Origin of the sequence: Sulfitobacter sp. OXR-159 (genome assembly GCF_034377145.1) — a bacterium.
In the GTDB taxonomy this organism is placed as follows: domain Bacteria; phylum Pseudomonadota; class Alphaproteobacteria; order Rhodobacterales; family Rhodobacteraceae; genus Sulfitobacter.
In genome coordinates this window covers 3030105-3044726 of sequence record NZ_CP139707.1, presented here as the reverse complement: position 1 = coordinate 3044726, position 14622 = coordinate 3030105, and the positions used below count along the sequence as shown (strand labels likewise).

Genomic DNA, 14622 nt, shown 5'->3' with positions numbered 1-14622 from the left:
ATGGCGCGTTTCTTCATCCATCGCCCCGTTTTTGCTTGGGTTCTGGCGATTGCCACCATGTTGCTGGGCGCTTTCAGTATGACGGGTCTGCCGATCTCGCAGTATCCTGATATCGCGCCCACCACGGTTCGAATTTCTGCCACCTATACCGGGGCCTCAGCCGCGACGGTGGAGAATTCTGTCACCACTGTCATCGAGGACGGGCTGACGGGGTTGGACGGGCTCACCTATATGACCTCATCCTCCAGCGAAGGGGCCGCCAGTGTTTCGCTGACCTTTGATGATAGTATTGATCCTGACATGGCACAGGTGCAGGTCCAGAACAAACTGCAACTGGTCGAATCCCAACTGCCTGACGCCGTGACAAGCCGGGGTGTTTCGGTCACCCGCTCGACCAGCTCGATCCTGATGGTCGGAGCGCTGGTCAGTGAAGACGGCAGCTATACCTCGCTTGAGCTGGGCGACCTGCTGAGCAGCACGATTGAAGACGCGGTGCAGCGCACGGCGGGCGTGGGGTCGATCAATGTTTTCGGCACCGAATACGCAATGCGCATTTGGTTGAACCCCGAAAAGCTGTTTCAATATCAACTGACCTCCGCTGACGTGACCTCAGCCGTATCCGAACAGAACACAAACGTGACGGTCGGCAGTCTGGGTGAGCAGCCGGTGGTAAAGGGCCAGCAGTTCACGGTTTCCCTATCGGCGCAGTCCCAGCTTGAATCGGTTGAGGATTTCCGGAACATCTTGCTGAAAACCAATACGGACGGGTCGGCCATTTACCTTGCCGATGTCGCCACGATCGAACTCGCCGAAGAGGACTACGGCAGCATCAGCCGCTTCAACGGTCATCCGGCGGCGGGCTTTGCGGTGAACCTTTCCACCGGTGCCAATGCGGTGGATACCGCCGAAGCGGTGCGCGAAGTGGTGGGCAATCTTTCTTCCGCGTTGCCCGAGGGCGTTGCGGTCGAATATCCCTATGACACCTCGCCCTTCGTCGAGGAATCGATCGACCAAGTCTATGAAACGTTGCTCGAGGCGATTGTCCTCGTCTTTCTTGTCATCTTCCTTTTCTTGCAAAGCTGGCGGGCGACGATCATCCCGACCATCGCCGTGCCGGTGGTGTTGTTGGGCACCTTTGGCGTGCTGTCTGCCTTCGGCATGTCAATCAACACCCTTTCCATGTTCGCATTGGTTTTGGCCATTGGTCTGTTGGTCGATGACGCGATTGTTGTCGTCGAGAACGTCGAACGGGTGATGGAAGAAGAAGGGCTGGACGCCGTCACCGCCACGGAAAAGAGTATGGGGGAGATCTCCTCGGCGCTGATCGGCATCGTGATGGTGCTTTCTGCTGTGTTCCTGCCGATGGCCTTCATGGATGGGTCGACGGGGGTCATCTACAAACAGTTCTCGGTCACGATCATTTCGGCGATGGTTCTGTCGCTTTTCGTCGCTTTGATCCTCACGCCTGCGATGTGTGCGCAGCTTCTCAAACCGAACCATGACAAGAAGCCTCTGCTTCCGCTGCGCTGGTTCAATGGCGGACTTGACCGTCTGACGGGCGGCTATGGTTCGGTTGTCGGGCGGTTGTCCATGCGGCCTTTCCGTATGGTGGTGGTCTTGGTCCTTGTCGGATTTGGCGCCTATTGGGTCTACGACCGTCTGCCGTCATCGTTCCTGCCGACCGAAGATCAGGGCGTCCTCATGACCATGATCGAACTGCCACAGGGCTCGACAGTCCAGCAAACGGCCAACACGATTGAACAGATCGAGCAATATTTGCTGACCGAAGAGACCGAAATGGTCGATGGCGTCTTTGCCAATGTCGGATACAGTTTCGGGGGATCCGGTCAGAACTACGGGATGATGTTCATCAGACTCAAAGACTACGAAGAGCGTCCCGGGCTTGATGCGGCTGATCTGATGATGCGGGCCAATGGCAAGTTCTTTCAATCTCGTTTGGGCAGCATCTTTGTGCTTCAACCACCTGCCATTCCGGGGCTGGGCACGTCTTCGGGCTTTGCGATGTACCTCGTCGATCAGTCGGGCGCTGGGCAGGAGGCATTGAGCGATGCCGCCGATCAACTGGTCGCGGCAGGGCTTGCTGACGGTCGCGTGACCAACCTGCGCGGCAACGACGCGGCGACAGAACCTTCGTTGAAACTGCGTATCGACCAGCAGAAGGCCGAGGCTCTGGGCGTGTCATTGTCGAGCGTGAACACCATGCTCGCGACCGTGTTCTCTGGCACCTATGTCAACGACTTCCCTCTGGGCAACAACCTGCGTGAGGTCATTGTACAGGGCGGTGCAGACTGGCGCATGCAGCCTGATGATATCGACCACTGGTATGTGCGTAACGAAAGTTCGGAGATGGTGCCACTGTCGGCCTTTGTCAGCCGTGAATGGGAAACCATCACGCCCAAACTGTCGCGCTATGGCGGCACCCGCGCACTGGAACTTTCCGGCGAAGCGGCAGCGGGCATCAGCTCGGGCGATGCGATGGAGGTGATGGAACAGCTTACCGCTGATTTGGACGGCTCTTACGCCTCGGCTTGGACGGGGCTAAGCTATCAAGAACGGTTGTCCGGCGATCAGGAAGCTATTCTCTATACGATCTCGGCGCTGGTCGTTTTCCTCTGTCTCGCCGCCCTTTACGAAAGCTGGGCCGTGCCCTTCGCGGTGATGCTTTCGGTGCCCATGGGCATTCTGGGGGCGCTTGTAACGACGTGGTATTTCGGACAGTCGAACGACGTCTATTTCAAGGTAGGCTTGCTTACCACGATCGGCCTTGCGGCGCGAAACGCCATTCTGATCGTTGAATTCGCGGAATCCCTACGGGCGGAAGGCAAAGCATTGCTGGAAGCCACCGTCATGGCAGCACGCCAGCGTCTGCGCCCCATCCTGATGACCTCTCTTGCCTTTGGTTTTGGCATCATGCCGCTGGTGCTCGCCTCCGGGGCAGGGGCCAATGCGCAAAAATCAATCGGGACGGGGATGCTCGGCGGGATCATCTTTTCAGCGGTCATCGGGATCGTGATGGTGCCGGTCTTCTACGTCGCCGTAATCCGAACAACAGAAATTTTCCGTAAGCGAGTGGAGAAAGCTCAGTGAAACCTTACTATCTCGTACTGGGTCTGCTCGTTGCGGGCTGTGCTGTCGGCACTGATTACCAGCGCCCCGAAGTGGCCATGGAGACCCGGTTTGTCGGAGGCAATGCAGAGCAGATCGGCGCGGTAGCCACTCAGCAGTGGTGGCTGAACTACAAAGATTCGAACCTCACAAGTCTTGTTACGCGTGGCCTTGCCCAGAACCTTGATGTGATCGCTGCGGGTGAGCGCATACGCCAAGCGCAAGCGGAGTTGCGCACAACCGGCGTAAACGCCGCAGCGGACGGATCGCTGACCGGATCAGTGACCACATCCGGTGGCGACGGCACCAACGGTACAAGCACCGTCGAAAGCGGGACATTAGGTGCCTCGCTGGTGATTGATCTCTTCGGTGGTATCCGGCGTGAGCGCGAGGCCGCTGTCGCCTCTCTCACCGCCGCCCGCGCGGAGGAAGAGACCGTTCGTCTTGCATGGCTGGCCGAACTGATCGCCGCCTATTCCGACGCGCGTTATTATCAAGAGGCGATGGCCTTGACGCGCACCGCCATCGCCACGCGCGAAGAGACGGTGAGCATCACCCAAAGCCAGTTCAATGCGGGCGCGGCGACGGAATACGAAGTGGCCGAAGCGCGGGCCTTGCTGTCGACGGCGCGGGCCGATCTGCCGCAGTTCGCCGCCTTGTTTGACGCAAATGTCTACGCCATCGCGACACTGCTGAACGAACCTGCGGGACCGATCAAGGCACAGATGCAAAAAGGTGCCCCCCAACTCTCCAGTCCCGGGGATGCGCGCACCGGCGTACCGGCGGACCTGCTTCGCAACCGACCCGATGTGCGCAGCGCCGAAGCCGATTTGGCCGCTGCCGTGGCCAATGTGGGCGTCGCCGAAGCCGCGCTTTACCCGGCCTTGTCCCTGTCCGGAACGGTGGGCCGTACGGACGCCACAGATGCGTGGAGCTTCGGGCCGCAATTGTCCCTTCCAGTATTTAATCAGGGCCTCTTGAAAGCCAGCCGTGACGCGCAACTCTCTGTCGCTCGGCAGGCCGAGATCGCATGGCGGGCCTCGATCAACGAAGCGGTCGAGGATGTTCAGGTGGCACAGTCCAACCTGTCGCGGGCGCGGCAGAGGGCGCAGCTGTTGAGAACTGCTGCCAGTGACTACAGCCGGGCGCTATCTTTGGCACAGGAGAATTATCGAAACGGTGCCATCACGCTGTTGAACCTGCTGGAAACCGACCGAAACACCAATGCCGCAAGGATCTCTGCGGCTTCGGCCACGAATGAAGCGGCGCAGGCTTGGGCCACGCTGAAGATCGCGACAGGAGCGGGGGCGGCTGTGACTGGTCAGCCGAATAATTGAGCACATATTAACGCTGGTCGTGAAAGGCCGAACACATGAAACATACTGGAAAAATTGCTGCCCTGATCGCCGTTGCTGGGTTAATTTGCGTTACACTGATCTTGTTCGGAGCACGCTTGGGGCTTTGGGAGCCGATCATAGGGTTCGGGCTTTACCGGAGCTACTTCAACGCAATAGGGGCGGGCATCTTCAGCGCGGGTTTGATCGCTTTGGCCATCCACCTTGGGCGGGGCGAAAAGGGTTGGGCTGCGATCGGCGGCGTGGTCGCGTTGCTTGGGCTGGGGGTCCTGTTTCCCCTCATTTCAAGCACCGTGAACCCCCAACCGCGTTCCGCGCCAATTCATGACATCACGACTGATACCGCCAATCCCCCGGCCTTTGAGGTGCTGGATGACACCCGCGCGGGTGCGAGCAACACGCTGAAATACGGCGGTGCAGAAGTGGCAGATCAGCAAGCGACGGCCTACCCCGATATTGCGCCACTTGAGACCCGCCTGAGTACGGATGCAGCCTTTGAGCGGGCATTACAGGTGGCAGGCGAAATGGGGTGGGAGATCGTTGCGACCGATCCAACCCGCCATCGGTTCGAGGCCACGGCGCGCACCTCTGTTTTCTATTTCGCCGACGATATTGTCGTTGCAGTTACCCCTGCCGAGAATGGGAGCCGCGTGGACATGCGCGGCGTTTCACGGGTGGGGCGCAGTGACCAAGGCGTCAATGCAGCGCGCATTCGTACCTTTCAACAACAGTTCCATAGGGAGTGAGCAATGAGGTTTCCGAACTCAAACTTTGCCTCTGCCGCGCTGATCGTATTGGGCCAGAGCATCCCATTCTCAGCCCATGCGGAGGCACCAAGCCTCCAGAGCGACGGGCCCGTCATTCATCTTGCCGATAACCTTGACGAGGAAGCGTCGCTCGGCTGGTGCATCGATACTGAAGGGCGCGGTAAGAGCGATCAGCTTCACGCCCATTCATGCAAACCGGAAGGGGACGACGTGTTGTTCACCTATGCGGCAGAGACGGGCATGATCGCGTCGGCGACCTATGATGGTCTGTGCATGGCGTATAGTGATCCGGAGAATGCCGAAAACCCATTTGGTCTGATCTCCTGCGACAAGGCCGATCCCGCACAGCAGTTTGTCTATGACGACGCGAGTATGGAGATGCGTCTGGCCTCTGATCCCGCGCAATGCGTCACCGTTACGGAAACAATCGACGATGCGGGCCCATACCAGTCCCGCGACCTGATCCTTGCGCCATGTGGTGCATTGAAGGCGAGCTTCAAACAATGGGTCATTCATGAGTAAGAGGTATGGATATTCGCCGTCACCGTACATCATGCGGTGACGGCAACGCATATCGAGAAGAAAGCGTATCAATCGGTCAAAATCGTAATGGTAGAACCTTTCTTCCGTCTCACGTTATCTATCGGGAAAGTCCAATTGGTATTAGGCAGGTGGGTGCAATCCGTCGCGAGCGTTACCTTTCACAGTCTCTCTGCCATTGTGGGTATCGCGCGCCCGCGCCTGTCTCGCCTTTTGAAAAAACTTGGCGAGATCCCAGCGGGCGCAAGCGAAATCGAAAGCGGGAACATGGTGTTCGAGGCTGAAAAGACTGTTCCATTAGTTCGGGCAGTCAAAACTGCCGTCTCCCTACATGATGTCGCGGAGTACATTGGCGCCAGTAAGCGTCAGGTAGAATCCCTTTACCGCAAGGGGATCATTCGTCCTCTATTCCCCCAGAAACGGTCGCGGATCGGTTCGCCAGGTCGTTTTTGCCCAGGAACACCTCGACAGCCTCCTACAGCGGATCTCTGAATTACCCGAATTTAGAGAGAGGGTGGCTGGGGAATTTCACCCAATTTCCTATGCTTGCCAGCGTGGCGCTGGGCACTTCGAGGAAGCCCTTTCCGGCATTCTTAAGAATCGGATTCCGGCCTTACGCCATACTGGGAAGATTGGTATCGGCGCGATCTACGTTGACGTCCACTCCGTGGTGTTGATGAAGAAATCCGCCTGACCTTTAAAGAAATCTGCGTTCAACAAGCCCGCCTCGGCGGGCTTGTTTATAGCTATTGTTTTGGGGTTCGCGGGATCTTACCCCGATTTCCGAGGCATCTTGGCTCCGACTTCATGAGGCGCTGAAATAGCGCTTAGTATTCGTTCATTTTTTCGAGCTTGTCCGAGATGACCCTATCCCGATTTACAGTCAGACGGCTCTGCACTTCACCTGATCAACATCGCTGCTGGCCCCGCTTGCGGAGGGCTTGCGTGAATATGAACCGATGCCGCTGACAACTGTCACAATGGCGAAAACTGGCGCCGTTTAAGCGCCAGCGACATTCATTTCGTTCCGCTAAATCAGGTCCCGACCGGGGCTGCTGCCGCTCCGTTTCTGCGGAACGTTACAACCCCGATGATCGCCTCAATTGCCCCACAATCTGGTGCAGACCGGAGGAATCTCGCCTTCGATCGCCGCCATGGCATCGACGATAAGATCCTCGCGCCAGCGGCGGCCTGCGATTTGCACGCCGATGGGCTGCGGTCCGCTGGGCAGCTCTGCGATATGCGTGGGGATGTTGCCCGCGGGCAGGCCGGTAAAGTTCATGACGAAAGACCAAAGCCCCTTGCCCAAAACCTCACGAACGCCTTCCAGACCTTCGGTGTCGCGCCCGGCTGTGAAGAACGGGGCAAACATGAAGGGGGTCAGCACGAGGGGGTAATCCTCTAGGAATATCGACCATTCGCGCGCGTAATGGGTGCGTTTGGCGACCATGGCAAGCTGCTCGGTGCCTTTAAAGGGCGGGTATTCGGTGTAGTAATTTTCAAAGATCGCCTTTAGATCGTCAGACCCATGGGCCCGGATATCCTCGCCCATCAGGGCCTCGACTTCGCCCATGAGGGCGCGATACCCATTCTTCCCGGTTTCATAGGCGAGCGGCGGCTCCACCTCTTCGACGGCATAGCCCGCGTTGTCGAGCGCAGATGCCGCCTTGTCGAGGGCGGTGGCCACGTCCGGGTGCAGGCCAAAGCCGAAATCATCGCGGGTGAAGGCGACGCGGATCGGGCCTTCGATCGCTTCGCCGCGCCATGGCAGGGGCACGTGAAACGGATCACGCGCATCTGCGGCGATCAGGCTGGGCATCGACAGATGCAGGTCCGCTGCCCTGCGCGCAATCAGGCCCTGCACCGACATAGATTGCGCCAAAAAGCCCCGCTCGGCCCTCTGGCTGGGGTTGAATGCGGCCACCCGGCCCAGACCCGGCTTTACCGTCACCGCCCCATTGGCCGAGGCCGGGAAGCGCAGGGAGCCGCCGATGTCGTTGCCATGCGCCAGCGCGCCGATCCCCGCCATGACAGCCGCCCCCGCGCCGCCGGAGGAGCCGCCCGCCGACAGGTGTCGCCCCCAAGGGTTGTAGGTGCGCCCATAAAGCGGGTTGTCGGTATCGGCGCGAAAGGAGAATTCCGGCGTGTTGGTGCGCCCGATCACGATGGCGCCCGCTTGTTTGAGGTTGCGCACCACCGGCGCGTCTTCGGGCGCAATGACATCTTTAAAGGCAGGGACGCCGTTGCTGGTGGCGTGGTCCTTTTGATCTACGTTGATTTTGATGGTCACCGGAACACCGTGCAGCGGCCCCTTGGGCGCGCTGTTTTTATCGAGCGCTGCCGCTTCGGCGCGGGCCTCGGTGGCGAGGTTTTCGACCACCGCGTTCAACGCCGGATTGACCTCTTCCATGCGCGCAATCGCCGCCTCGGTCGCTTCAACCGCCGAGAGTTTGCCTGCGCGGGTCGCGCTTGCGATTTCCTGCGCGTCCCATTGCCAAAGCGGTTTACTGTCGGTCATTCCGGTTCCTTTCGTTCAGTCATTTTTCAAAGCGGCATCCGCGCCCCGATGTCGCGAACTTCGGAGAAAGAATTTAGCAACGCAAGTAAATTCGGGGCGAAATGCGCGGGCGTTGATGGGGTTGGTTATATAGCAGGCTTTTCGTGGCCCTCGCGCGGCTGGCCAATGTTTGGGGGCAGAGCGATCCCGCAAGGGCGGCCAAAAACACGATCATCCGGCCATGATGGCGTTGGCGGCTTCGATGGCCAAGGGCGCTGCTTTGGCGACAAACTCTTCCGGCGTGTATTCCGAGAGGGAACCGGCAAGGTGGATCGCACTGAGAGGGGCGCCGTTGCGGTCGGTGATGGCAACGCCCACCGCCACTTCGCCCAGTGCATATTCATCGCATACCACGGCAAAGCGATTTTCGCGGGCGAGGCTGAGTTCGGCCATGATCGCTTCGGGGTCGGTCTTGGTGCTGGAGGTGAAGGGATGCAGCGGTGCGCGGGTAAGAATTTCGCGCGCCTCGTCTTCGGGAAGCTGCGAAAGCGCCGCCCGCCCGCCTGCGGTGCAAAAGGTTGGCACGCTGTGGCCCACAAGGGTCGCGAAAAAGGTCTCGCGTTTGCTTTGCATCCGCAGGGCATAGATCAGGCGCGTCTCGTCATAGAGGCTCAGGTCGACCCGCTCGCGCAGGGATTTGCGCAGCTCCAACAAGACCGGGGTGGCTTTTTGCACCACGGGGTCGAGCCGCAGCAGATCAAGCGTGTGATCCAGCAGGCGGATGCCCGGTAGATATCCACGGTCGTCCCCGCTGCGCCGGATATAGCCACTCTTCGTGAGCGTATGCACCAGCCGTTGGGCCGCGGATCGGTCGATCCCGGCGGTCTTGGCGATGTCGGAAAGCGTCATCGGCCCGGTCGCGTGGTGGAAGGCCCCCAGCACCTGCATTGCGCGATCTGCTGCCCGGACGAACAATCGGTCGTCATCTGCCTGATTCTGCGCCGCCTGCGGGGCGTCTTCTCGGAAAAATCTGCTCATGAATGGCCTGTAGTTGACGAATCGTTAATGCGCCGCTTACGCTTGCTGTGCACTATAGTTGTATTGCAGTGCGATACTCAAGAGGTGCAGTCCCGCAAATAAAGGGGCTGGTAAGGCGAAGGAGACAGATTTGGGAAGTGGTTCTGGAATGCGCGTCGCTGTTGCGGGCTTTCTGCACGAGACGAACACATTCGCCCCCAATCCAGCGGATATGGAGGCTTTCCAACGCGGCGGCGGCTATGTCCCCATGGTGCGCGGCGCGGCGATGTTGCCCGCTTTCCAAGAGGTCAATCTGGGCATGGCGGGCGCGCTGCGGGTTGGGCGGGCTCAAGCCTGGGATATCGTTCCGATCCTTTGGGCAGGGGCGATCCCCTCGGCCCATGTGATCCGCGACGCCTATGAAATGATCGCCGGTGAGATCATCGAAGGCATCCGAAATGCCGGGCCGCTTAACGGGGTCTTTTTGGACCTGCACGGCGCCATGGTGGCTGAACATCTCGACGACGGGGAAGGGGAACTAATCCGGCGTCTGCGCGAGGTCGTGGGGCCGGATTTGCCCATCGCCACGGCACTTGATCTTCATGGCAATATCTCTGAAGATTTTGTTTCGAATGTCGATGTGCTGGTCGGTTTTCGCACCTATCCGCATGTGGATATGGCCGAAACCGGCGCCGCCGCGGCACGCCATCTTGACCGGATCATGACCACAGGCCTGCGCCCGGCCAAGGCCTTTCGCCAGATGTCATATCTGGTGCCGATCCCGTTCCAATCGACCGAAATGTCGCCGGGGCGCGAGATCTATGAGGGTGTTGCTGCCTGCGAGGCTGCCGGGGCGCTATCGGCCAGCCTGTTCATGGGCTTTCCAGCCGCGGATATACCGGACTGTGGCCCAGTGGCCGTGGCCTATGGCGAAACTCAGGCCGACGCAGATGCCGCCGCCGACAAGCTTGCGGCGTCCTATGAGGCGGCAGCGCCCGCTTTTCTAAAGAACGAAGCCTATGACCCCGACACAGCGGTGGCAGAGGCGCTCTCACGCGCCGCCGGGCCGGGCCGGGGGCCTGTCGTCATCGCCGACACACAAGACAATCCCGGCGCGGGGGGCGTTTCAGCAACCACCGGCATGTTGCGCGCCTTAATCAAGGCAGAGGCGCAGAATGCAGCCATCGGTTTGATCGTCGACCCCGCCGCCGCCGAAGCGGCCCATCAGGCGGGGGTCGGGGCCAAAGTTAACGTCGCCCTTGGCGGCCATGCCAGCGTGACGGACGACGTGCCGTTTCAGACGGCGGCCACCGTGATGCATCTGTCTGACGGCACGCTGCGCGCGACGGGGCCCTATTATGGCGGCACGGCGCTGAACCTCGGCCCTTCTGCCTGTCTGCGCATCGGTGGTGTTCATGTCGTCGTAACCAGCCGCATTGCCCAGATGGCCGACCGCGAAATGTTTCGTTTTGTCGGCATCCCGCCCGAAGAGATGCGCCTGCTGGTGGTCAAAAGCTCCACCCATTTCCGGGCAGACTTTGCCCCCATCGCGCGCGACATCCTTGTCGCCTGCGCGCCGGGGCCGATGCCCCTCAATCCGGCCGACTTGCCCTTCACGCGTCTGCGCGCTGGGCTTCGGCTGTCCCCAGATGGTCCCCGGTTCGGGGCCGACGGTGCACCTTCTGCACCACCTGACCATGGCGGCAAGACTGCCATGGCCCAATAAAAAATCAAAAGATCACTCAACAAGGGAAAACCACATGATACCTCTACGATCCGCACTGAAACAGTCGCGCGGACTTGCCGCCGCCTTCGCCGCCACCACGGCGCTTTTGGCGCCCGGCTCTCTGGCGGCGCAGGATGGCGAAACGACCATCACGGCGGTCATGCACTCGGGCCTGCGGGTTCTTGATCCGGTCATCACCACCGCGCATATCACCCGCAACCACGGCTATATGATCTATGACGTGCTGACCGCCGTGGACGAGAACTTTGAGCCGCAGCCGCAGATGGCCAGCTGGGAAGTCTCCGAAGACGGGTTGGTCTATACTTTCACCCTGCGCGATGGGCTGATGTTCCATGACGATGCGCCGGTCACCGGCGAAGATGTCGTGGCCTCTCTCAAACGCTGGGGCAAACGTGATGGCGGTGGCCAGCTGATCTTTGACGTGACCGAAAGCCTTGAGGCCAGCGACGAGAAGACCGTCGTTTGGACCCTGACAGAGCCTTTCGGACCGCTCTTGTCGGTGATCTCCAAGCAATCCGCGGTGCCGCCTTTCATCATGCCCAAGCGCGTGGCCGAAACCTCGGCGGATGAGACTATCACGGAATACATCGGCTCCGGCCCCTTCGTCTTTAACCAAGATGAATACGAGCCCGGCGTGAATGTCACCTATGAGAAGTTCGACGACTACGTCCCACGGGACGAGGAAGCCTCGTGGATGGCGGGCGGCAAGGTCGTCAATGTCGACCGTGTGGTCTGGACCACGATGCCCGACGCGCTGACCGCGATCAACGCGCTCTCGGCGGGGGAGATCGACTATCTCGAACAGGTGCAGATCGACCTGCTGCCGATCCTCGAAAGCAGCCCCGAGGTCACGGTCGAGACACGCGATGATCTTGGGTATGTCACCATCGGTCGGCCCAACCACCTGCACCCACCCTTTGACAACAAGCTGGTTCGTCAGGCGGCCATGGCGGCACTGGATCAAGAATCCATGCTGCAAACGATGCAGGGCGACCCGGCCTATTACAACGTCTGCGGCGCGATCTTTGGTTGCTCGACACCCTTGGGTGACGAAGCGGATGCAGAGATCGTGACCGGTGGCGCGGACCCTGAAAAGGCCAAGGCGCTGCTCGAAGAAGCGGGCTATGACGGCACGCCGATCGTGTTGATGGCGCCGACGGATGTGATCAGCCTGATTAACCAACCTGTCGTGGCCGCCCAAGCCCTGCGCGAAGCCGGTTTCGAAGTCGACATGCAGTCGATGGACTGGCAATCGGTCGTGCAGCGCCGTGCCCAGCAAAGCCCAGTCTCTGAAGGCGGCTGGAACATGTTCTTCACCAACTGGATGGTGCCCGAGATTTCGGACCCGCTGACCAACGTGATGGTCAGTGGCCGTGGTGACGAGGCATGGTTCGGCTGGCCCGATGACCCCGAGATCGAAGAGCTGCGCGCCAAGTTCATGAAGGCCGAAGGGCCCGAGGCGCAAAAGGAAGTGGCTGTCGAGATCCAGAAACACGTCATGGATAACGTCAACTACATCATGATGGGGGAATATCTGATCCCGCAGGCGCGCCGCAAAACGATCCAGAACATGCTGCCATCGCCCGTGCCGGTGTTTTGGAACATGACCAAAGAGGCGGAGTAATCCAACCCTCGGAGAGCGCGCCCGCCGCGCTCTCCACCGTCACCTCTGCACGCAGGCAGCGCCCCGAACCGACTTCGGGACTGCCTTCTTTCCGCCGAAAGGGACCTTCCGGAAAATGCTCGTCTATATCCTGAAGCGCGTCTTGGCCACGATCCCGGTCATGCTGATCGTCGCCATCTTCGTCTTCCTCCTGCTGCGTCTCACCCCCGGTGATCCGGCAGCCATTCTTGCCGGCGATGCCGCCACCCCCGCACAGCTCGAACGGATCCGTGACCGTCTGGGTCTGAATGATCCGCTGCTGACACAGTTTTTCACATGGATCGGCCAATTGCTGCGCGGTGATCTGGGCGTCTCGCTTTTGTCGAATACCTCTGTGGCGGGCATGTTGGGCGACCGGCTGGGGCCGACCATCAACATTGCGCTGATGACCATCACGATCTCTGTCCTGCTGGCGGTGCCGATGGGTGTGATCGCCGCATGGCGTCACCGGACATGGGTCGATTTTCTGGTGATGTCCTTCTCGGTGCTGGGCTTTTCGGTGCCGGTCTTCGTGATCGGCTATATCCTGATCCAAATCTTCGCGATTGAACTGCGTTGGGTGCCGGTGCAGGGCTACAAGGCCCCGTCGGACGGCATTGGGCCGTTCTTCTCGCGGGCCATTCTGCCGTCGCTGACGCTGGCCACGATCTATGTCGCCCTCATTGCCCGGATGACCCGCGCCTCCATGCTTGAAGTGCTGGGTGAGGACTACATCCGCACCGCGCGGGCCAAGGGCGTGCGCGAGAATGTCGTGCTTTTCCGCCATGCGCTGCGCAATGCCGCGGTGCCGATCCTGACCATCATCGGCACCGGGTTTGCGCTGCTGATCTCGGGCGTGGTGGTAACGGAAAGCGTCTTTAACATCCCCGGCATCGGGCGTCTGACGGTCGATGCGATCCTCGCGCGCGACTACCCCGTCATTCAGGCGATGATCCTGCTTACCGCGGGCATCTATGTCTTCGTAAACCTCTTGGTTGACGTCTCCTATTCATTCTTCGACCCAAGGATCCGGTACTGACATGATCGAGCAACCCCAATCCCGTCACAGCGCCTTTCAGGTGCTGACCGGACTGCTTTCCCTGCCTGCGGGCGCAAGGGTCGGTATCGGCCCCATGCTGGCGGCACTGACCCTTGTAACCATCGTGCTGGCTTCCATTTTGGCACCGCTCTACGTGCCCTATGATCCGCTGGCGATGAACTCAGCCGCGCGGCTCAAACCACCGTCCGAGGAGTTTCTGCTGGGCACCGACCCTTACGGGCGGGACACATTCTCCCGCGTGATGGTGGGCGGGCGCGTATCGCTGCTCATTGGCGTCGGCGCGGCGCTGGTCAGCGTCGCCATCGGCTTGGCCATCGGCCTTGTGGCTGGGTTCTTTCGGATGGCCGACAGCATCATCATGCGGATCATGGACAGCCTGATGGCGATCCCTGCGATCCTGCTGGCAATTGCCTTGGTGGCGCTGAATGGGCCGAGCCTTGGGTCGGTGATCATCGCGATCACCGTGCCAGAGGTGCCGCGCGTGGTGCGGCTGGTCCGCTCTGTCGTGCTCTCAGCGCGCGAGGAACCCTATGTCGAGGCCGCGATCGCGCTTGGCTCCTCCATGCCCAAAATCCTGATCCAGCACCTGATGCCCAACACGATGGCACCGCTGATCGTGCAGGGCACCTATATCTGCGCTTCGGCGATCCTGATCGAGGCGATCCTGAGCTTCCTTGGCGCGGGCGTCAGCACCGAGATCCCCACATGGGGCAACATCATGGCCGAAGGACGGACCTATTTTCAGATCAAGCCGGGACTGATCTTTTGGCCGGGTCTGCTGCTGTCACTGTGCATCCTGTCGATCAACCTGTTGGGCGACACCGCGCGCGATCTGCTCGATCCGCGCATGAAGAAACGGGAGGGCTGAGAG

The 14622-nt window shown here is 60.2% G+C and carries 10 protein-coding genes; 8 read left to right on the top strand and 2 right to left on the bottom strand.

The genetic code is table 11. The features are described from left to right. From T8A63_RS15650 to T8A63_RS15635, 4 genes are read left to right on the top strand one after another with little or no spacing between them, the layout of a single operon-like run. A complete protein-coding gene (locus T8A63_RS15650) occupies positions 1-3108 on the top strand; it encodes an efflux RND transporter permease subunit (protein ID WP_322344367.1) in 3108 nt (1035 codons plus the stop codon). Continuing rightward, the gene (locus tag T8A63_RS15645; RefSeq protein ID WP_322344366.1) at positions 3105-4463 is read left to right on the top strand and encodes an efflux transporter outer membrane subunit; all 1359 of its coding nucleotides are present in this window, start codon (positions 3105-3107) and stop codon (positions 4461-4463) included. The genes T8A63_RS15650 and T8A63_RS15645 overlap by 4 nt, the downstream gene beginning before the upstream one ends. 35 nt (positions 4464-4498) lie before the next feature. After that, positions 4499-5227, top strand: coding sequence for a DUF1499 domain-containing protein (locus tag T8A63_RS15640; protein WP_067626973.1), 729 nt, complete (start codon positions 4499-4501; stop codon positions 5225-5227). Between the two features lie 3 nt (positions 5228-5230). Next, positions 5231-5770, top strand: coding sequence for a ricin-type beta-trefoil lectin domain protein (locus T8A63_RS15635; RefSeq protein ID WP_322344365.1), 540 nt, complete (start codon positions 5231-5233; stop codon positions 5768-5770). A gap of 1117 nt (positions 5771-6887) precedes the next feature. On the opposite strand, the gene T8A63_RS15630 is transcribed toward T8A63_RS15635, so the two are convergent. Both T8A63_RS15630 and T8A63_RS15625 read right to left on the bottom strand, forming a co-directional pair. Then, positions 6888-8306 carry an amidase gene (locus tag T8A63_RS15630; protein ID WP_322344364.1) on the bottom strand — a complete coding sequence of 473 codons (1419 nt, stop codon included), beginning with the start codon at positions 8304-8306 and terminating at the stop codon, positions 6888-6890. A gap of 210 nt (positions 8307-8516) precedes the next feature. Continuing rightward, positions 8517-9323, bottom strand: coding sequence for an IclR family transcriptional regulator (locus T8A63_RS15625; RefSeq protein WP_067628406.1), 807 nt, complete (start codon positions 9321-9323; stop codon positions 8517-8519). Between the two features lie 148 nt (positions 9324-9471). Here T8A63_RS15625 and T8A63_RS15620 point away from each other — a divergent pair, with 148 nt between their 5' ends. The 4 genes from T8A63_RS15620 to T8A63_RS15605 all read left to right on the top strand — a co-directional run bounded on the left by T8A63_RS15620 (position 9472) and on the right by T8A63_RS15605 (position 14619). Then, positions 9472-11028, top strand: a complete 1557-nt coding sequence (locus T8A63_RS15620) for a M81 family metallopeptidase (RefSeq protein WP_322344363.1) — start codon at positions 9472-9474, stop codon at positions 11026-11028. A gap of 34 nt (positions 11029-11062) precedes the next feature. Further along, positions 11063-12673, top strand: a complete 1611-nt coding sequence (locus T8A63_RS15615; protein WP_322344362.1) for an ABC transporter substrate-binding protein — start codon at positions 11063-11065, stop codon at positions 12671-12673. A 115-nt stretch (positions 12674-12788) separates the two neighbouring features. Then, positions 12789-13730, top strand: coding sequence for an ABC transporter permease (locus T8A63_RS15610; protein ID WP_120350187.1), 942 nt, complete (start codon positions 12789-12791; stop codon positions 13728-13730). A gap of 1 nt (position 13731) precedes the next feature. Beyond that, a complete protein-coding gene (locus tag T8A63_RS15605; RefSeq protein ID WP_067625113.1) occupies positions 13732-14619 on the top strand; it encodes an ABC transporter permease in 888 nt (295 codons plus the stop codon). Positions 14620-14622: the final 3 nt, after the last annotated feature.

Coding starts and splice junctions, on each gene's coding strand:
- T8A63_RS15650 (WP_322344367.1), top strand. CDS start 1: ATGGCGCGTTTCTTCATCCATCGCCCCGTTTTTGCTTGGGTTCTGGCG.
- T8A63_RS15640 (WP_067626973.1), top strand. CDS start 4,499: ATGAAACATACTGGAAAAATTGCTGCCCTGATCGCCGTTGCTGGGTTA.
- T8A63_RS15635 (WP_322344365.1), top strand. CDS start 5,231: ATGAGGTTTCCGAACTCAAACTTTGCCTCTGCCGCGCTGATCGTATTG.
- T8A63_RS15630 (WP_322344364.1), bottom strand. CDS start 8,306: ATGACCGACAGTAAACCGCTTTGGCAATGGGACGCGCAGGAAATCGCA.
- T8A63_RS15625 (WP_067628406.1), bottom strand. CDS start 9,323: ATGAGCAGATTTTTCCGAGAAGACGCCCCGCAGGCGGCGCAGAATCAG.
- T8A63_RS15620 (WP_322344363.1), top strand. CDS start 9,472: ATGCGCGTCGCTGTTGCGGGCTTTCTGCACGAGACGAACACATTCGCC.
- T8A63_RS15615 (WP_322344362.1), top strand. CDS start 11,063: ATGATACCTCTACGATCCGCACTGAAACAGTCGCGCGGACTTGCCGCC.
- T8A63_RS15610 (WP_120350187.1), top strand. CDS start 12,789: ATGCTCGTCTATATCCTGAAGCGCGTCTTGGCCACGATCCCGGTCATG.
- T8A63_RS15605 (WP_067625113.1), top strand. CDS start 13,732: ATGATCGAGCAACCCCAATCCCGTCACAGCGCCTTTCAGGTGCTGACC.